This is a genomic window from Fortiea contorta PCC 7126 (assembly GCF_000332295.1).
In the GTDB taxonomy this organism is placed as follows: Bacteria; Cyanobacteriota; Cyanobacteriia; order Cyanobacteriales; family Nostocaceae; genus Fortiea; species Fortiea contorta.
Genome location: NZ_KB235930.1, coordinates 2,882,259 through 2,900,536 on the forward strand (window position 1 = coordinate 2,882,259; position 18,278 = coordinate 2,900,536).

Below are 18,278 nucleotides of genomic sequence, written 5' to 3' on the forward strand. Positions count from 1 at the left end.
ACAATTCCTGAGGTTGCGGGGGTTAAGCGGTTGTTTTGGAAGGAGAAATAACTCTTCGCAAATAACAAATAGCAAATGAGTAATGAATTTAAATATATTATTTTCCATAAACCTTACGGCGTTTTGAGCCAGTTTACCCAAGAAACTCCTCAACATAAAACGCTCAAAGATTATATTCCGGTGCCTGATGTTTATCCTGTGGGGCGTTTGGATTGGGATAGTGAGGGGTTATTGCTGCTGACAAACAATGGACAATTACAGCATCGTCTCTCTAATCCTCGGTTTGGACATGAACGTACTTATTGGGTACAGGTAGAGCGGATTCCTGATGAAAATGCGATCGCTCAACTGCAAACAGGTGTACAAATTCAAGATTACCGCACTCGACCAGCAAAAGTACGGTTATTGCCAACAACACCAAATTTACCAGAACGCGATCCACCCGTTAGGTTTCGCAAAAATGTCCCCACAGCTTGGCTGGAAATGACTTTAACTGAGGGGAAAAACCGTCAAGTGCGACGAATGACAGCGGCTGTGGGATTTCCGACTTTACGGTTGGTCAGAATCAGCATTGCTCGTGTACACTTAGACTGTTTACAACCGGGTGAGTGGCGTGACCTCACACCCTCTGAACTGGAATTGCTGCATAATATGCCTAAAGCAGGTAAAGCTGTTTACCGAAGAACAGTATAAACAGACACGATATTCAATTTGACTTTGGGTACTAGCTACCCAAGCTAAAATTCATGCTTGTGCAGACCTAGATTCAGCCTGAATCAAAAATTAATTCAACGTTGAATCAATTTAGTCTATTTAAAAAGTACTGGCATTCTTTTTTCAGGTATTGATGCTCAGAATATTAATTAAAGATTAATAAATCAGATTATCCGGATTTTAATGCTTTGATCTTGCATCTAAAGCCAGTAGATTAACCAATTCTTTGAAGTTGCCGATTAAAACTCAATAAAATTGCTAAATTCGCTATATTAATATTCTTTCAACCCAAATTTAACCATAAGCATTATAATAATGTTTTTTTATTCCCGCCTTGTCTGTATCACCCCTTGGGTGCAAATTGAAGCCTTATGAGTCGTAATCAGCAATCGATCCGGCATGACCCCCGTCAAGAAAAGGATACCTTGTCTGCAACACCTGCACGGTTGGAACTTGTGCCTGAACGTGCGCCTGATGTCACTTGCACGGCAGAAACTTTGCGTCGTACCCAAGAAGAATTACAGTGGTATCGGAAACTATATGAAAATATTCCCAGTGTATATTTGAGTTTGGATACCACAGGCACAATTTTGTCAGTTAATCATGGTGGTGCAAACTATCTGGGCTATACCCCTGAAGAATTAATTAATCAGTCTGTATTTAATTTGTTTGATCGTTCAGAACAACAAAGATTAGCTGACGCTTTGTTGGGATTATTGAGAGTTTCTCATAAGCATGAAGTTGTTAATTATGAATTTCGGTTGCATTGCCCTGATAGTCAAATCGTTTGGGTAAAAGCTATCATGCGGTTACTGCCAAGTGGGGACGGTAACTTATTTCCAGAAAGTCACCCATCAGAAAAATTTGTGCGAAAAAACCCGGTGATTCTGATGGTTTGCGAAGATATTACTGCTCACAAACAAACAGAAGATGCTCTCAAAGAAAGTGAGCAACGCTTTCATAGTCTAGCAAATACCGCGCCGGTGATGATGTGGATGACGAGATGTGATGGAAAGGTAACATTTTTTAATCAATCTTGGCTAAAGTTTACCGGACACAGCATGGATCTACAGGATTTAAACTGGCTTGAAGGAGTACACCCACAAGAACAAAATTTGTGCCAAGAAACTTATAATTCTGCTTTTCATGCGCGGACAAAATTTGAGATAGAATACCGAGTGAAACGTTACGATGACAAATATCGTTGGATTTTAGATACTGGGGTGCCTAGGTTTACACCTAATGGCAAGTTTGCTGGTTATATAGGTTGCTGTATTGATATTACAGAGCGCAAATTAGCAGAGGTGGCTCTCAAGCGTAGCCAAGAAGCTGTGCAAGCACAATTAGAGGAAATGGAAAGCCTCAATCGTTTGAAGGATGAATTTTTGAGTACGGTTTCCCATGAACTGCGGACGCCACTAACGAATATGAAAATGGCGATTCAAATGCTGGGAATTGCACTCAATAAAGAGCAAAACTTTTTAGCAGAAATGGCAAAACCACCAGCAGAACGCTCAAAAGCAGCACGCTATTTTGAAATTTTAAATAATGAATGCGATCGCGAAATTAATCTCATCAGCAATTTTCTCGATTTACAACGACTGGATACAGGTACTAGACCTTTAGTGCTAGAAACAATTAAGGTTCAAGAGTGGCTATCGCGGGTGGTAGAGTTATTTGATGCGCGCAATCGCAATTCCTATCCACAAAAGCTGCGGCTGAGTGTAGCCCCCAACTTACCTTTATTAGCATCTGACCCATTTAGCTTAGAGCGAATTTTAATCGAGTTGCTCACCAACGCCTGTAAATTTAGTCCCCCAGATGCAGAAATCACAGTTTCCGCTCAACTAAAATTAAACCATATTCAATTCCAGGTAATTAATTCTGGCGTAGAAATTTCTAGTTCAGAATTACCCCACATTTTTGATAAATTTTATCGGATTCCTAGCAACGATCCCTGGAAACAAGGTGGTACAGGATTAGGACTGGCTTTAGTCCAAAGACTGACAAAATACCTAGGCGGAACAATTGAAGTCGAAAGTGGTTCAAATCGTACCTGTTTTGCTATCCAATTACCGTTGAGTAGTCGAGTTTGAAACAGGAGGTGTTGGGGCGACGGGATGGTAACGTCTTGACAATGGTTGCTCTTAAGGCATGATTAATCTCTGGATAAGTTTAATAGTTATTCTGGCTCATGTCCCCCCTTCCTCATCCTCTAATTCGGAATTTGTGAGGAATTGACTTGTCAAGGACGGAAATATTTAGCTATTATGCGTCACAATTAATACTGCCACCAAAATTCACTGGTGAAACCACAATCAGCTTCTTACAAGAGTGTTTTTTTGCAAGAGGGGGAAGTAAAAAAGACAAATAATTGTGGCACTTTGGATCTTAGTGGCTAGAAGCACCTGGGAATGGGAATGAAGGAACTTCCACTATGCTGATTTGCCCTCAGTGTAAATTTGAAAACTCTAACAGCAATAAATTTTGTCAAAACTGTGGCGCCTCTCTGACCCACAAGGTATGTCCTGAGTGCAGTGCGTCTGTACCAGTTAATAGTCAAAGCTGTCATAAATGTGGCGCGGACTGTGGTACGGTGTGGTGGGGAATTTTGGCTCAAGCAGCCGCTAGGGAAAATTTGGGAGACGGGGAAGCAACATCTTCCGTACCCCTGAGTTCTCGATTAACGGTAGGTTCTTACTTAGACCATGAGCAACGCTACCAAATATTAACAGAATTACTACCCAATCAAGAACAAAGCAAGGTTAATACAGCCATCGGGGTGAAGGTTTTAGACTGCCAACCTTATCAGATTTCTCTGCTGGAGACAATGCTAGTCAATCAGCAACAGGGACTAGTAACGCCGTCAGCCGAAGTCAGTAAAATTCCACATCTTGCTAAACCATACATTGACTTAAAAGCTTTAGAACACCCAGGGATACCCCAAATTCACGATGCTTGGCTGCAGAACTCTCTAGAGTTGATATTAATTGAAGACCGTTCAGATTGGCAGCATTTACTAGATTTGTGGAAAAAAGATACCACAAGTTCATTGCAAATCTTAGACTGGTGTTACCAGATGACCCAACTGTGGTCAGTGCTAGAATCTGTGAATTGTCGTCAAAGTCTGTTGGAATTGACGAATCTGCGCTTGGATGAAGACCAGACTTTGGCTTTGAGACAATTATATTTGGAGCCTGTGGAGTTACCAGATGTAGCTGAGGAAACATCTGCTCAACTCAAGCAACCGTTGACAATCAAAGCTTTAGGGCTAGTTTGGCAGAAATTATTTAAGCAGTCCCAGCGGACTCAGTTCGGTGTTATTGTACAAATGTTGGGGGATTTGGAGCAAGGTAAAATTGAGACGATCGCACAGTTGCGATCGCGTTTGAAAAATATCGCAGATGAATTACAAACTCCTACGGAAACTTTTGTCCCTAAACTAGAAATACCCGCCTCTTCACCGACAACTTTGCAATTAGAGCCGTCAGATGAGTCAGATGATTTCAGCACTACAAATGATGAATTGCCCACAATCATCTTATCAATGCAATTAAGCAGTTTAGAAGACGCGGGACGCACTGATGTTGGTCGTCAACGTCATCACAATGAAGATTATTTTGGCATTGAAACCAAACTCAATAAGTTGGAGTTACCTCGAAACCGACTTTTGCAAGCCCGTGGTTTGTATGTTCTGTGTGATGGTATGGGTGGACACGCAGGGGGTGAGGTTGCTAGTGAGCTAGCAGTTAACACCTTGCGACAATATTTTCAAGAACACTGGACGACTGACCAATTACCAAGTGAACAGAGTATCCGTGAAGCGGTATATTTAGCGAATCAGGCAATTTACGACTTGAATCAACAAGATGCTCGCTCTGGTGTGGGGCGTATGGGTACAACTTTGGTCATGCTTTTAATTCAAGATACTTATGCGGCGGTTGCTCATGTGGGAGATAGTCGCCTTTATCGTTTGACTCGTAAGCGGGGGCTAGAACAAATCACAGTAGACCACGAAGTGGGTCAACGGGAAATGTCCCGTGGGGTGGAAGCAAGCATAGCTTATGCCCGTCCTGACGCTTACCAACTCACCCAAGCTTTGGGGCCCCGCGATGAGCACTCAGTTAATCCTGATGTGACGTTTTTTGAGATTAATCAAGACAGCCTCTTTATTTTGGCTTCCGATGGTCTATCAGATAATGATTTACTAGAAATACACTGTCAAAATCTTCTATTGTCCCTACTCAGTTCTGGCACTAATTTGGAAGGGGGTGTCATAGACCTCATTGATCTAGCAAATCAACACAACGGTCATGACAATATTACTGCTATACTTGTGCGGGCAAAAGTGCGTCCAACTCTGGAAAAATAGATTAGGAACTACAGACTAGGGACTGGTTTTGCTGACCCCTAGCCCTAACTCCTAGACCATAACCCCTAATTTGCAATTTGTATCGTGGTTACTCTGACTCTGTTAGAACCGCAACAGAAAACACCGCTGAAACAATGGTGCTTTGAAAATTCCTCCGTGATTCGAGTTGGTCGAGCAACGGATAATCATGTTGTTTTAACTGATACTTTGGTTTCTCGACATCATCTGGAATTGCGGCTAGTCAATACTAATCATCATGGCGGTTCATGGCAAGTGATCAGCCAAGGGACAAATGGTACTTTCCTCAATGGTGTTCTTGTTATTCAAAGCCAATTACCAGATAATTCTCTGTTGCAAATGGCCCAGGGAGGCCCCATACTCAAGTTTCAGATCGAGGAGAAGACAGCAAACAATTCTTGGTCGCCGCAACAGGTTGAAGAAACGGTGGTAAACACTGCTAAACCTGTTTCTACAGCCCAAAAATCGCCGACTTTATCTTATACTTGCACTCACGAAGGTAATTCGCCTAGTAATCTATTTTGCATTCGCTGCGGTCAGCCGCTGACGGTGCAAAAACAGATTCGTCAGTATCAGGTGTTGCGAACCCTGGGACAAGGGGGGATGGGTACTACTTTTTTGGCTTGGGATGCTGCGGGGGTGATTTCTGGACAACCGCAACTGCTGGTTTTAAAGCAGATGAATGCGGATATGGCGAAGATAGCTAAGGCTCAAGAGTTGTTTGATCGGGAGGCGTATACTCTCAAGTCTCTCAAGCATACAGGAATTCCCAAGTATTATGACTTTTTTGTTGAGGACGGCAAGAAATATCTGGCAATGGAATTAGTCCACGGCCAGGATTTAGAGAAACGTATTTATACTACAGGCCCGGTGACACCCAGCCAAGCGATCGCCTGGATGAGCCAAACCTGTGATATTCTCAACTATCTGCATAGCCAAGACCCACCCCTAATTCACCGCGATATCAAGCCTGCGAACCTGATGGTACGAAATGCTGACAATCGCGTTGTGGTACTCGATTTTGGTGCTGTCAAGGAAATTGGCACGACACCCGGAACGCGGATCGGTGCGGAGGGTTATTGTGCGCCGGAACAAGAACGCGGACAGCCTTTAACTCAGTCTGATTTATATGCGATCGGCCCAACCCTGATCTTCTTGCTGACGGGAGAAAACCCATTTAAGTTTTATCGCCCTAAGGGCAGAAGTTTTCGGTTTGATGTGGCTAAAGTACCTACTATTACCCCTCAATTAAGAGAGATTATTGATCGGACTACAGAACCACTACCGCGCGATCGCTATCAAACAGCTAAAGAACTGGCTGCAGCCTTAGCTGCTTGCAAATAAACGGTCTAAGGGCTAATTATTGGGTAAATACATCAACCGATATGAGCAGGTTAGTAAATGTAGCAAAATATTGCTGTTTTCTAACCCTTAATTTCTAGCCCCTCTACTCTTCGTCCCAAGCCTCTACAGATAACAATTCGCTAATTGGGTCTTGCATACTAAAGCCAAAGTCTAACAGTTCCTGTTTCCAGTGCTGCCACTCATTGCCATAGAGCAAGGCTATTTTCCAAATGCTATCAGTTGGCTTGATAATATTCGATTCTACGAGTGATTGCACGTTACGCTGCAATTTCACCATCGGGTGAATCACCTGCTGAGTCATAACATCGGTTCAATTCAGATTTTGTTTAGTAAATGCTTAATCAAAACTGCTTTCCGTTTTGCAATTGTCTATGGATGCGTAGAGTGTTTTGTTTTGGCAAAGCTAGTCTTAACTTTTTAACTATACCATGACTAACTCTAATAAATTGCGGGTGAATTCGGTTTTGTACGGTAATTACCACCACAAAATTGTCATTTTACCCAGCATTAACATCGTCGGCTCAGTACAGATACCAGCCGCCTAGACAATTGCAGTAGTATCACAGATGGAACTGATAAAACTCTATGTGTTGGAGTCACTATTTAGGGAGTGTTCTAGGAAATGCCCGCACTTTGCGGACAGCATTGGAGCGTTTTTAAATAGAGAAAGAATATCTTTCTGCTATGTTTATTGAGACGCTATAAAGAATATCGCAAACATCTAGCCACAAGCAATCATATCCTAAATCTTTATATTAGTTTTATTTTCTCATCAGAGAATTATTTATGCTGTCTTTACAGCCTAGGGACTCGCGAGGTCAACAGTTAAATTTTTGTCATCACCCCTATGTAATGTTGAATTTTCTGTAAACCATTTTTAGCCAAAATGATAGTTTCTGTGAAGCTGTGGGTATCCTCATAACAAGAGACTTGCTGTTACCTAAGTATTTACCACAGCATTGATTGCAATATGGCTGGTTCAGCGGAAGAATATCTGATTACTCGCAGCAAACAGATTCAGCGACGACAAAAAATTTTAACGCTGGTGTCGATTGTGTCTTTTTTTGGCTCCGTAGTGTTGGCAGCAGTTCCCGTAGTTCAACAGGCGATTGAGAAACCCAAGACAGTAGTTAAGTCTCCAGAGACTACGTTACAGCAACAGGCGCGTGGTTTTGAACTAGTGCTACAGCGGGAACCAGAGAACTTGGTCGCGCTGGAGGGGTTGGTAAATGTACGACTAGGGTTAAAGGATATTCAGGGAGCGATAGAACCTTTAGAAAAGCTGGTGAAGTTGCGACCTGAGAGAAAAGAGTACAAAGTTTTATTAGAGCAATTGCAGAAAAAAGAAAGTAAAAGCAAGAAATAAAAAATTTTTATTGCAATTAATACTAGTTAATAATCACAATTTTTAACTTTAGGAGTATAAATATGAAGCAGGTCATTAAAGATAATGAAGAATGGCAAGAAGTAATCTTAAGTGAAATACCTACTAACACCTATAATAACGTTTTACATATAAGCTACGGAAGTAGTCTTTTGACACAAAAATTGCCGGGAGAAAAAATATTAGGGGTAGATGTTGCATTTGATGCATCATCTCGAGAACAAGAGTATGAAAATGGCAAACTGAAACTTATCCAATCTTCTATTTCAAGTCTTGTTTATCAACTGCAAGAAACATTTGATCTAGTAGTCATTACAGATGTTTTATATCCTCAATGCATCCAAGAATCTTATCAATTCATTTACACAGTTATCGATCAATTACTTTTAAATGATGGAATTCTTGTTTGTTGTCATGCTGATGAGTGGTATAAAGCTCGATTTCCATATTTAACGCTTGAATACTCTTTGTTTGAAAACAAGCAAAACACTCAAAGATTAGAGGTTTATGTAAAATGAATATATCTCATGAGAGCAATTTTCCAAAAGCTAGTATTGCTGTCATTATTTCAGCATACAATCAAGAGCCTTTTTTGATTGAAGCCATAGAGTCAGTATTGCGTCAAATAAAATTGCCTAATGAAATCTTAATATCAGACGATGCTTCTGATGATAACACATATGAAATAGCAAATTTTTATCATAAAAAATATCCCGACCTAATTAAAGTTAATAGAAATCCCGTAAACTTGGGTATAGTTGAAAATTTTAACAAGGCTGTAAGCTTAACAAATTCAGAATACGTTTGTATCTTGAATGCAGATGATAGATATCGTAGTGATTTTCTGCAAAAAACATCTATGGTGCTAGATGAATATACAGATGTATCCATAGCTTACTCTGATTTTGCATTATTTGGACTGAGAGCTAAAATAGTATATGATTCCTATCCTCCGGATAGACGAGGTTTAGTTAAAGCTAATAAATTTTATATTATTAATTTTCCTGATTTTAATCAAGAAACTAAACAAGAATTTTTGCTCAAAGGTAATTTTATACATGGTGCATCATTATTGAGAAGAAAAGCATTTGATAGCGTCGGAGGATATATTTATCAGGAATCTATACCTGAAGATTACTATTTATTTTATCGAATAGTAAAACAGGGATGGAATGCAAAGAGAGTACCATTACCTCTTTTAGAATATAGACAATATTCAAAAACTCAAACAAACACACGTCTAGCAACTTTTGCACAGTTGCAATTTTACAAAAAACTTTCCCAAAACTTATATCATGAATTACAACAAATTAAATTACAGTTACAGCCAAATCAATTAAAATCAGTTGATAAAATTAGCTCTGTAGAGACACAAGTTAAATTTGATTCAACTGAAATTAATTTAATCGTTTTTCCTGACTGGCGACAACCAGAAGAATTGCTATACGAAGATATAAGAATTCTCATAAAAAGTGTTCTTATTCATCCAGATACAAATAAAATTGCGCTGCTGATAGATGACGACAATTTCTCAGAGGAAGATATAAGCTTTATCATATCAGATGTCATTTTAGACCTGCTGCAACGGGAAAAACTGGACGTTACCGAAGAACCAACTATTAAATTTATTTCTCATCTTACCTCAACAGAGCAAAAAGCACTGCTAAATCAAACTACAGCTCGCATTTCACTAAAAATAGAAAATTTTTCTCTAATTTATCAAACAATAAGTACAAAAATACCAGTTTATCTACCAGATGATATCAAGCGTATCCAATTGCAGGATTTTGATTCAATTCAATCCCAATTCAATTCTAATAACAGGCTATTCAATATTTTAGATACATATAAAATAGGTAAAATTGAGCCTTCTTTACTACAGGAATTACGCCAGATCAAAAAAACAATAGCTGAATTGTGGCTATCTACCGAAGAAATTTGGCTTGCTAAATTATATCAAAGCGAATTTTGTCAAGCATATAAAGCATTACTAAATAATAAGATTAAAAATGAACTATTGACTGAAGATGAGCAAAAATTTGTTGCTGAAATATTAACCCATATCACCAAAGGATTCAGTGAACCAAAAGCGATTCAGTATTTACTGGTAGCTATGCTTTATTGCCGTCCTCATCATCTACCATTATCTAAAGAAATTGCTTACATTCCTGATTGGTTGTTAAACGACTACGTGAAATATTTATTTCAAGATTCTTGTTATTATCAAGAACTAGGAGAATCACGTATTTATTATAACCATATCAAAGATTGGATAAATTATATTCATACATCTATAAAACATGACGAAAATTTATTAAAATGGTATGATTTTTTAGAGTATTTTGTGCCGACAATAAATTTTGTCAATCTCTATTTCAATGAAAACAATCTCAAAAATATTTATGTAAAACGCGCAGAAATTATTGAGCAATTTCTGAATGCAAAAAATTACGAATTATCTTTTGAATTCTCCAGTCCATCACCAACTATAAAAAAAATCCGGCTGGGTATCCTAGCATCTAATTTCTTACCTGGATCTGAAACATTTGCTTACCTTCCTGTTTATGAATATATTAGTAGAGATTTTGAAGTAATATTGTACGCTCTTAATCAAACTGGTCATCAACTAGAGCAATATTGCCAAAGTTGTGCAAACTCCCTGAAGCTATTACCAGAAAATTTATCAGCGCAGGTTAATACCATTCGTTCTGATGATTTAGATATATTATTCATTGCAACAAATGTAACTGCAGTAACTAATCAAATTTGTTTATTAGCAACTCATAGATTAGCTAGAATTCAAGTTACTAGCGGCGGTTCTGTTGTAACAACCGGAATGAGAAATATGGATTATTATATTTCCGGTACCTTAACAGATCCTTTGCCAACAGCACAAGAACAATATCAAGAAAAATTAGTGAAATTAGAAGGAACTGCACACTGTTTTAGTTACGGAACTGAAGAGGGAAAATTAACAACTCCAGTTGAGCGAAATAGTTTAGGGATTCCCCAAGATGCTATTGTTTTTATTTCTGGTGCTAATTATTTCAAAACAGTTCCAGAATTGATATATACATGGATAAAAATTATTGCTCTAGTACCAAATTCAGTTTTAGTACTTTTACCATTTGGGCCGAATTGGTCAAATAATTACCCCAAAACAGAATTTATCAATTACCTAAAATTTATATTTTCTCAGCATAGATTAGCTACTGAAAGATTAATAGTCTTAGATCCGCAACCTGTACCAGATCGGCAAGATATGAAAGAATACTACAAAATTGCGGATATTTATCTTGATTCTTATCCATTTTCGGGAACAACTTCCCTGGTAGAACCATTACAAGTTAATCTACCAGTAGTTACTAGAAAGGGAACTTGCTTTCGTTCTGCAATGGGAGCTGCAATGGTACAAACACTCGATATTTCTGATTTAGTGGCGGATAGTGAAGAGTCTTATATTCAGTTAGCGATCGCACTGGGAAATGATCCAGAATTACGCCTACAAAAAAGTGCCCAAATTAAAGAAAAAATGCAGGGTAATCCTAGTTTTCTAGATAGTCGCTCTTACTCAAAAAAAATAGGTGCATTGTTCAAAGAACTGTTTAATAATTATCTAACAAATACTCTAAATCAAAATTTTAGCTTAAGAGATACTAACCTGATTATTTTTCCTGACTGGTCACAGCCAGAAGAGTTACTATATGAAGGTTTAGCAAATGTAATTTCTCATCTTACTACTCACACAGATAAAAGTAATCTAACTTTGTTGATAGATACTCACAATATTTTTGCAGAAGAAGCTGATATGTTTTTGTCATCTTTAATCATGAATTTGTTCATGGAAAATGATTTAGACATTGCTGACGGCCCGGAAATTTCTCTACTAGGAAATCTTAGTCATAGACAATGGGAAACTTTACTGCCCAGAATCGATAGTAGAATTGCTTTAGCAATAGACAATCAACAAGCGATCTCCCAAGCGAAAGCGGAAAATCTGCCAGTCTGCGATATAAATGGCTTGATAGCATCCAAACAGATGACTAGAGTCTTCACCACAACCTTTTGAATTGTTTGTAGTCAGCACTTCCGTGAAGAAAAATACGCGTACGAATATTGCCAACTCACGGATAAAACACTGACTAATATTTAGTTTGAGCGCCGAAGCGCTCATTACAAGCTTATTTTTTATCATTATATCTTTGCCACATTTCCTGATAAGCTTTCTCCATCTCACGGGTAAACTGCTTACCGTTCCATAAGGGCGCTGTTTGTCTTGATTGTCGCAATTTTCCAGCAACTGTTTGTCTCAAAGTTGCATCCTTACCCAAGCGGATACCCCACTCTATATATTCTGCATCAGTCCAAGCTATCCCTTCTGTAATCCCAGCATTTATCATCATGGTGTAGCTATTACGGGCTGCAAATTGTTCGCCAACTCTAGTGACTAACGGAATACCCATCCACAGAGTTTCTAGGGTTGTTGTGGCGCCATTGTAGGGATAAGTATCTAAGACGATATCAGCAATTCCCAAATTAGCGCGGTGAACAGACTCTGAATATACCTGTGGTAAAAATCGTAATCGAGAGGAATCAACACCCTCTTCTTCAGCAATTTGATAAAAGAAACGTTTAATAGCTTCTTCCTGGGCTAGTCCTTTAATCAAAAAATAACTTTCAGGCACTTGTTTAAGAATTTGCATTTGCCATCTAGTTGTTTCTGGATGCCGTTTATATCCTCTTTGGGCGCTAAGATAGATAACGCCATTCGTAGGAATATTTAAGTCCTCTCGCCGAAGAGTTGGTACACCCACTTCAAAACCATCAACTGCTATGTAAGTTTGCGGTAAGCGCCAAATTTTTTCTGTATAGTATTTCTGTGCATCATCTGGCAATACATAAGGGTCGGCAATATAGTAATCAATTGCGGGTATACCTGATGCATCCCAACCCAACCAAGTAGCTTGAATTGGGGCTGGTTTAAGAGCCATCACTTCACTAGTAATATCTAAAGTAATGCTATCCAAATCTACTAAGATATCAATTTTATCTTCATAGATTTTGTCAGCAATTTCTAAACCATTCATGCCTAGTTTATGAGTTGTTCCCGCATGATTAACATACCATTCCTGCATGTAATCAGCTATTGATTTATAGTTAACAATATATGTATTAATATCAAATTTATCTTGGTCATGGTGCTGAAATAACCAGCGAGCTAACCAACCTACTGAGTGGTTTCTTAAAGCATAAGATATATAGCCAATTTTGATTTTATTATTACTAGATACTAAAGGCAAATTTTTAATATTAGTGTGGAGATATTTTTTTCCTTCCGATTCGGCAAAAGCTTGAATATCAGTAGTAAAAATTTCAGCTAATTTATTATGAATTAATCGAAAATTTGCCGGGTCATCTTTAATATTTGGTATAGCAAAAGATGATGTCAGTAGCCGCAGTATTCGAGCTTCTTCTAAAGCGATCGGTTGAGCCTGTATAAACTGCTGACATACTGTTTCTAATTTTTCGCACGTCTCACATATCTCTTGCCAATATCCCCCTGCTGACATTAAGCCTCGTAACATTAAATGGAGGGCAAAAATTTTATCAGCTAAACTTTCTGATAGAGAATAACATAATTTAGCTGTCTCTATGCCTTGAGAATAATTACGAGCATCTTGATAAAAAGTTGCTAAATGCCTCAAAATTTCTACATTTTCTGGCTCTAATCGCAAGTGCAATTTTAGTAGAGATGCTGCTAGCTGAGGTTGTAGTAAAGTGTGACCAATTTTTAGAGCAGCAGTTAGCAGTATATCAAAGCATTGATAAGTATTAGAAAAATAAGGTAAACAAACATCTGCTAACTCCACATTTATTGGATGTAAAGGAAGGTTATTTAAAACTTCCTGTAAAACTTGTATTAATAATTCAGCATTTATATTGGTATGTTCTCTTGCTTTGCAACAATCAATTAATCCGATTTCGTACAATTCGTGAATTACTTCTATTTTTTCTAATTTAATAGAAATTAATATAAGATTGAGTATGTTATTAATATCAGTAGGATTAATTTCCTTCATATGCTGACGAATTAACCAAGCTATAGAATATTCCGTCAGTTTTTCGCGTCTTTCTGCTTCTTTTAGCAAGAATTGAAATAATTCATTTGTCCAAACTTGTAGCTGTTCTTCATCTACTTCTGTCATTGGCAACATCCAAGTCATGAAGGCTTCTGTTTCTTTTCCTTGCAATAGCAATATCAATCCTAATTGCCAGTAATAAGAAATAGTATTTGGTTCTATATTTATAGCTTGTTCGTATAACTCTGCTGCTCGCAGATAGTTTTCTTGTATAAAGCATTGTTCAGCCTGGATCTGCCAATTTTGTGTATTAGTGATCATTGTATTGTTTCACAGAAGTAGATGGATATATAACGAAAATAAAGTGGGTAGAACAATCTAACCACTTTGAAAACTACCTAATTTATTTCAGTACAAACTACATGAAGAATTGACTTGGGAATGTAGTAAGTTATTTCTATTTTTATTTCAAAGCGACGAAGTTAGTGGGGCAAGAAGGTCCAGTTATACTAGCCGTAGTTGCTGCTATATCAGCGCCACTGTTAACTCTTGCTTTCTCAGCTTCGCATAAAATAGCGATGGTAGTAGCTTCACTAGTAGCAGCTTGCGTTGCTACACTCACACCACCAACATAGGTTTTCAGGGGCGCTGCGGCTACTACTGTAGATGCTTGGTTAGTGACTAGGCTAGGAGAACTAGTACCACCACCGGCAATTTTATATATGTAGTTTGTAGTTTGTGTAGCAACGCCAAGACCTAATTTACCAAAGTCGTCTTGAGCTGCAAATTGATTATTTTCCAAATAATAAGCTTGTTGGGCGCGGTTCATAGAACCAACGTAAGTTTTCGCTTCTGACTGTTTGGCTTTGTTTGCTTGGTTCAAGAAAGATGGTAAAGCAATTGCAGAAAGAATGCCGATGATGATGATTACGACTAGTAATTCAATCAGGGTAAAACCTTCGTCTTCTTTCTTTTTTTGGAGGATGTGTTGCAGAAATTTGGCTTTAAGTTCGGTTTTCATATGTGTTTTACCGTAAACGTTTTTATCGCTGGTTCTAGATGTAACTTACCCACATGCGATCGCTTTTCTGTCATTTGATGAAAAAAAAATTCTAGAATAAATCTATCCAATTCTTAATTTTTGATCTGAAAAACTTACATACATAACTGAGCTCTTGGTATTTACCAAGGGCTGATTTCTCAATTTCGATTTATGAACTGGCTTGGACAAACTTTGTTTTGATGTAGTAAGTTATTTCTATTTTTATTTCAAAGCGACGAAGTTGGTGGGGCACGAAGGTCCAGTTGTACTAGCCGTAGTTGCTGCTATATCAGCGCCACTGTTAACTCTTGCTTTCTCAGCTTCGCATAAAATAGCGATGGTAGTAGCTTCACTAGTAGCAGCTTGCGTTGCTATACTCACACCACCAACATAGGTTTTCAGGGGCGCTGCGGCTACTACTGTAGATGCTTGGTTAGTGACTAGGCTAGGAGAACTAGTACCACCACCATCAATTTTGTACACGTAATTTGTGGTGACTGTAGCAACGCCAAGACCTAATTTACCAAAGTCGTCTTGAGCTGCAAATTGATTATTTTCCAAATAATAAGCTTGTTGGGCGCGGTTCATAGAACCAACGTAAGTTTTCGCTTCTGACTGCTTGGCTTTATTTGCTTGGTTCAAGAAAGATGGTAAAGCAATTGCAGAAAGAATGCCGATGATGATGATTACAACTAGTAATTCAATCAGGGTAAAACCTTCGTCTTCTTTCTTTTTTTGGAGGATGTGTTGCAGAAATTTGGCTTTAAGTTCGGTTTTCATATGTGTTTTACCGTAAACGTTTTTATCGCTGGTTCTAGATGTAACTTACCCATATGCGATCGCTTTTCTATCATTTGCAGAAAAAAAGTTCCGGAAAATAAATTTAGCCAATCCAGAATCTTTGGTTTTGAAATTGCACATAACTCAGTTAGTGGAAATAAATCGAACTATATTGAGTAACGTAAAATTATTGTCATTCAATTATTTACGTGGTTTTACTTACATAAATAAGCCCCTAGTGTTGACCAAGGGCTAATACCAATTTAATTATTGTTATGTTATATTAAGCGTAGTCGTTATGAGTTCATATATTGCCATGACAAACCAGACTGTAGAAAACTTGGTGATTATCGGTTCTGGGCCAGCAGGTTACACAGCCGCTATTTATGCAGGACGCGCTAACCTCAAACCCGTTGTCTTTGAAGGTTTCCAAGCTGGGGGTTTACCGGGTGGACAATTAATGACAACGACGGAAGTCGAGAATTTTCCTGGATTTCCCCAAGGAATCACTGGGCCGGAATTGATGGATTTAATGAAGGCGCAAGCGGAACGCTGGGGGGCTGAGTTATACACTGAAGATGTCACTTCAGTTGATTTGACTGAGCGTCCGTTCACGATTCGCTCAGATGAGAGGGAAGTCAAAGCCCATAGTATTATTATTGCTACTGGCGCAACTGCAAGGCGTTTAGGTTTACCCAGCGAAAATGCATTTTGGAGTCGGGGAATCTCAGCTTGTGCAATTTGTGATGGAGCGACGCCAATTTTTCACGGTGCGGAGTTGGCTGTAATTGGGGCTGGTGACTCAGCGGCGGAAGAGTCAATTTATCTGACTAAATATGGTTCTAAAGTAAATTTGTTGGTACGCTCTGATGTGATGCGGGCTTCTAAAGCGATGCAAGACAGGGTTTTGAGTAATCCCAAAATCCAGGTGCATTGGAGCACGGAAGTTGTGGATGTGTTCGGTAATGGTCACATGGACGGGGTGAGAGTCCGCAATAACAAAACTGGCGAGGAGAAAACTCTGCAAGCCAAGGGTTTATTTTACGCCATTGGTCACACTCCCAATACTTCCTTATTTAAGGGACAGTTGGAACTAGATGAGTTAAATTACGTCGCCACTAAACACGGTTCACCAGAAACCAGTGTTGCTGGGGTGTTTGCTGCGGGTGATGTCCAAGATCATGAGTATCGCCAAGCAATTACAGCGGCGGGTAGTGGTTGTGCTGCAGCATTGTTAGCAGAACGCTGGTTGTCGTCTAATAGTTTGATTCAAGAATTCCGTCAACAGCCAGCAAGTGCGGTGAATGAATTAGTCACTCAGCCAGCGGCGAAGAAAACAGAAGCGGAACTAGCGGCTGAATTTGATTTGCAAGCGACACGCCATGAGGGCGGTTATGCTTTGCGGAAATTGTTTCATGACAGCACGCGCTTACTCTTAGTTAAATATGTTGCGCCTGGTTGCGGCCCTTGTCACACCCTCAAGCCGATATTAAATAAAGTGGTGGCTGAATTTGATGGCAAAATTCACTTTGTAGAAATCGATATCGACAAAGACCGTGAAATTGCGGTAAATGCTGGGGTGACGGGTACGCCCACAGTTCAACTATTCAAGAATCAGGAATTGTTGAAAGAAGTAAAAGGCGTCAAGCAAAAGAGTGAATATCGCCAGTTAATTGAAAGTAATCTTTAGGGGAATAGGGAATGGGGCATAGGGGAGCCACCGCGTTCCTGTCGCTTTGCGTCGGTATTTTCCGGCTTCATGGGGAATGGGGGATATATATAAATACCCTTGACTCTTGTTCTAATTGCGATTAATCATGCCTATACAAGAGGCATGATTAATCGCGTCTCTACCCTTGAATATCGTTAACTAATCTGTTAAACAAAGACACAGAAATAATTGTAGTATCTACCAAAGTTTGCGCCTGATTAAAATCAGAATCACCTGTAATCAAAAAATCTGCTTTTGCAGCGATCGCGCAAGCTAAAAACTTTGCATCTTTTCTATCTCTGGGAAAATCAATCTCTAAGTTGACATCAATTAATATGATAAAAATATCAAGAATATCAAACCATGCTGATATTACTTCATCTGTTAACTTAAACTTACTGCGACTTAATACCTCTTTATATTCGAGGACAATTTCTGCAGAAGCTACCCATTCCCAATCAGGATTATCAAATATAAACTGAATAACGGCTCTCGGTATTTTACCCTTGAGGACAGCAGAAACTAAAACATTTGTGTCAATAACAACTTTCATTCTCCCCGACGGTAAGCTTCAATTTCTGCGGATATTTCTGCTTCTGTAATATTTACTACATTTGATAAAGACTGTGTTTTATCAAATAAATCTCTGAGTTTCTTACTGAGAACGGCTCTGGGGTTATCCTCAGCTAAAATAATTATTTCTACTCTCTGTCCCACCTGAAAAGGTAAATCGGACAATATTAATTGCCTTGGATCTGTAATAGTAATGTATTTTTTGTAAGCGTTCATAATTGTGACATTAACTGGGCTTA

The 18,278-nt window shown here is 38.7% G+C and carries 14 protein-coding genes; 8 read left to right on the plus strand and 6 right to left on the minus strand.

From position 1 onward, the window contains the following. Window positions 1–75 precede the first annotated feature (75 nt). The 4 genes from MIC7126_RS0113360 (at window position 76) to MIC7126_RS0113375 (ending at window position 6,448) form a co-directional block, all read left to right on the plus strand. The gene (locus MIC7126_RS0113360) at window positions 76–693 is read left to right on the plus strand and encodes an rRNA large subunit pseudouridine synthase E (RefSeq protein WP_017653662.1); all 618 of its coding nucleotides are present in this window, start codon (window positions 76–78) and stop codon (window positions 691–693) included. 392 nt (window positions 694–1,085) lie between these two features. After that, a complete protein-coding gene (locus MIC7126_RS0113365) occupies window positions 1,086–2,810 on the plus strand; it encodes a sensor histidine kinase (RefSeq protein ID WP_017653663.1) in 1,725 nt (574 codons plus the stop codon). Window positions 2,811–3,151: 341 nt separating this feature from the next. After that, window positions 3,152–5,086 (plus strand): serine/threonine phosphatase, encoded by a 1,935-nt coding sequence (locus MIC7126_RS0113370; RefSeq protein ID WP_026100233.1) that lies wholly within the window; start codon window positions 3,152–3,154, stop codon window positions 5,084–5,086. 84 nt (window positions 5,087–5,170) lie between these two features. Continuing rightward, complete coding sequence (locus tag MIC7126_RS0113375; protein ID WP_017653665.1) at window positions 5,171–6,448, plus strand: protein kinase domain-containing protein; 1,278 nt, start codon at window positions 5,171–5,173, stop codon at window positions 6,446–6,448. 103 nt (window positions 6,449–6,551) lie between these two features. Here the strand turns inward: MIC7126_RS0113375 and MIC7126_RS0113380 are convergent, their stop codons facing one another. Beyond that, entirely contained in the window at window positions 6,552–6,770 is a 219-nt protein-coding gene (locus tag MIC7126_RS0113380) for a DUF4327 family protein (protein WP_017653666.1), read from the minus strand. Between the two features lie 669 nt (window positions 6,771–7,439). Between MIC7126_RS0113380 and MIC7126_RS0113385 the strand changes: the two genes are divergently transcribed. The 3 genes from MIC7126_RS0113385 to MIC7126_RS28630 all read left to right on the plus strand — a co-directional run bounded on the left by MIC7126_RS0113385 (window position 7,440) and on the right by MIC7126_RS28630 (window position 11,922). Then, window positions 7,440–7,835, plus strand: coding sequence for a tetratricopeptide repeat protein (locus tag MIC7126_RS0113385; protein ID WP_017653667.1), 396 nt, complete (start codon window positions 7,440–7,442; stop codon window positions 7,833–7,835). A 62-nt stretch (window positions 7,836–7,897) separates the two neighbouring features. After that, complete coding sequence (locus tag MIC7126_RS0113390) at window positions 7,898–8,371, plus strand: hypothetical protein (RefSeq protein ID WP_017653668.1); 474 nt, start codon at window positions 7,898–7,900, stop codon at window positions 8,369–8,371. Further along, entirely contained in the window at window positions 8,368–11,922 is a 3,555-nt protein-coding gene (locus MIC7126_RS28630; protein WP_017653669.1) for a glycosyltransferase, read from the plus strand. Before MIC7126_RS0113390 ends, MIC7126_RS28630 begins: the two co-directional genes overlap by 4 nt. A gap of 112 nt (window positions 11,923–12,034) precedes the next feature. Here MIC7126_RS28630 and MIC7126_RS0113400 read toward each other — a convergent pair whose 3' ends face one another. The 3 genes from MIC7126_RS0113400 to MIC7126_RS0113410 form a co-directional block, all read right to left on the minus strand. Then, the gene (locus MIC7126_RS0113400; RefSeq protein ID WP_017653670.1) at window positions 12,035–14,254 is read right to left on the minus strand and encodes an O-linked N-acetylglucosamine transferase, SPINDLY family protein; all 2,220 of its coding nucleotides are present in this window, start codon (window positions 14,252–14,254) and stop codon (window positions 12,035–12,037) included. Between the two features lie 142 nt (window positions 14,255–14,396). Beyond that, window positions 14,397–14,954 (minus strand): type IV pilin-like G/H family protein, encoded by a 558-nt coding sequence (locus MIC7126_RS0113405; RefSeq protein WP_017653671.1) that lies wholly within the window; start codon window positions 14,952–14,954, stop codon window positions 14,397–14,399. A gap of 243 nt (window positions 14,955–15,197) precedes the next feature. Beyond that, entirely contained in the window at window positions 15,198–15,755 is a 558-nt protein-coding gene (locus MIC7126_RS0113410; RefSeq protein WP_017653672.1) for a type IV pilin-like G/H family protein, read from the minus strand. 316 nt (window positions 15,756–16,071) lie between these two features. On the opposite strand from MIC7126_RS0113410, the gene trxB reads away from it, so the two are divergent. Further along, window positions 16,072–17,445: a thioredoxin-disulfide reductase gene (gene trxB, locus MIC7126_RS0113415; RefSeq protein ID WP_017653673.1), complete on the plus strand. Its 1,374-nt coding sequence runs from the start codon at window positions 16,072–16,074 to the stop codon at window positions 17,443–17,445. Window positions 17,446–17,605: 160 nt separating this feature from the next. Here the strand turns inward: trxB and MIC7126_RS0113420 are convergent, their stop codons facing one another. Together MIC7126_RS0113420 and MIC7126_RS0113425 are read right to left on the minus strand one after the other, a co-directional pair. Continuing rightward, window positions 17,606–18,019 carry a putative toxin-antitoxin system toxin component, PIN family gene (locus MIC7126_RS0113420; protein ID WP_017653674.1) on the minus strand — a complete coding sequence of 138 codons (414 nt, stop codon included), beginning with the start codon at window positions 18,017–18,019 and terminating at the stop codon, window positions 17,606–17,608. Next, window positions 18,016–18,204: a hypothetical protein gene (locus MIC7126_RS0113425; protein WP_238553638.1), complete on the minus strand. Its 189-nt coding sequence runs from the start codon at window positions 18,202–18,204 to the stop codon at window positions 18,016–18,018. The genes MIC7126_RS0113420 and MIC7126_RS0113425 overlap by 4 nt, the downstream gene beginning before the upstream one ends. Window positions 18,205–18,278: the final 74 nt, after the last annotated feature.

Coding starts and splice junctions, on each gene's coding strand:
- MIC7126_RS0113360 (WP_017653662.1), top strand. CDS start 76: ATGAGTAATGAATTTAAATATATTATTTTCCATAAACCTTACGGCGTT.
- MIC7126_RS0113365 (WP_017653663.1), top strand. CDS start 1,086: ATGAGTCGTAATCAGCAATCGATCCGGCATGACCCCCGTCAAGAAAAG.
- MIC7126_RS0113370 (WP_026100233.1), top strand. CDS start 3,152: ATGCTGATTTGCCCTCAGTGTAAATTTGAAAACTCTAACAGCAATAAA.
- MIC7126_RS0113380 (WP_017653666.1), bottom strand. CDS start 6,770: ATGACTCAGCAGGTGATTCACCCGATGGTGAAATTGCAGCGTAACGTG.
- MIC7126_RS0113385 (WP_017653667.1), top strand. CDS start 7,440: ATGGCTGGTTCAGCGGAAGAATATCTGATTACTCGCAGCAAACAGATT.
- MIC7126_RS0113390 (WP_017653668.1), top strand. CDS start 7,898: ATGAAGCAGGTCATTAAAGATAATGAAGAATGGCAAGAAGTAATCTTA.
- MIC7126_RS28630 (WP_017653669.1), top strand. CDS start 8,368: ATGAATATATCTCATGAGAGCAATTTTCCAAAAGCTAGTATTGCTGTC.
- MIC7126_RS0113400 (WP_017653670.1), bottom strand. CDS start 14,254: ATGATCACTAATACACAAAATTGGCAGATCCAGGCTGAACAATGCTTT.
- MIC7126_RS0113405 (WP_017653671.1), bottom strand. CDS start 14,954: ATGAAAACCGAACTTAAAGCCAAATTTCTGCAACACATCCTCCAAAAA.
- MIC7126_RS0113410 (WP_017653672.1), bottom strand. CDS start 15,755: ATGAAAACCGAACTTAAAGCCAAATTTCTGCAACACATCCTCCAAAAA.
- trxB (WP_017653673.1), top strand. CDS start 16,072: ATGACAAACCAGACTGTAGAAAACTTGGTGATTATCGGTTCTGGGCCA.
- MIC7126_RS0113420 (WP_017653674.1), bottom strand. CDS start 18,019: ATGAAAGTTGTTATTGACACAAATGTTTTAGTTTCTGCTGTCCTCAAG.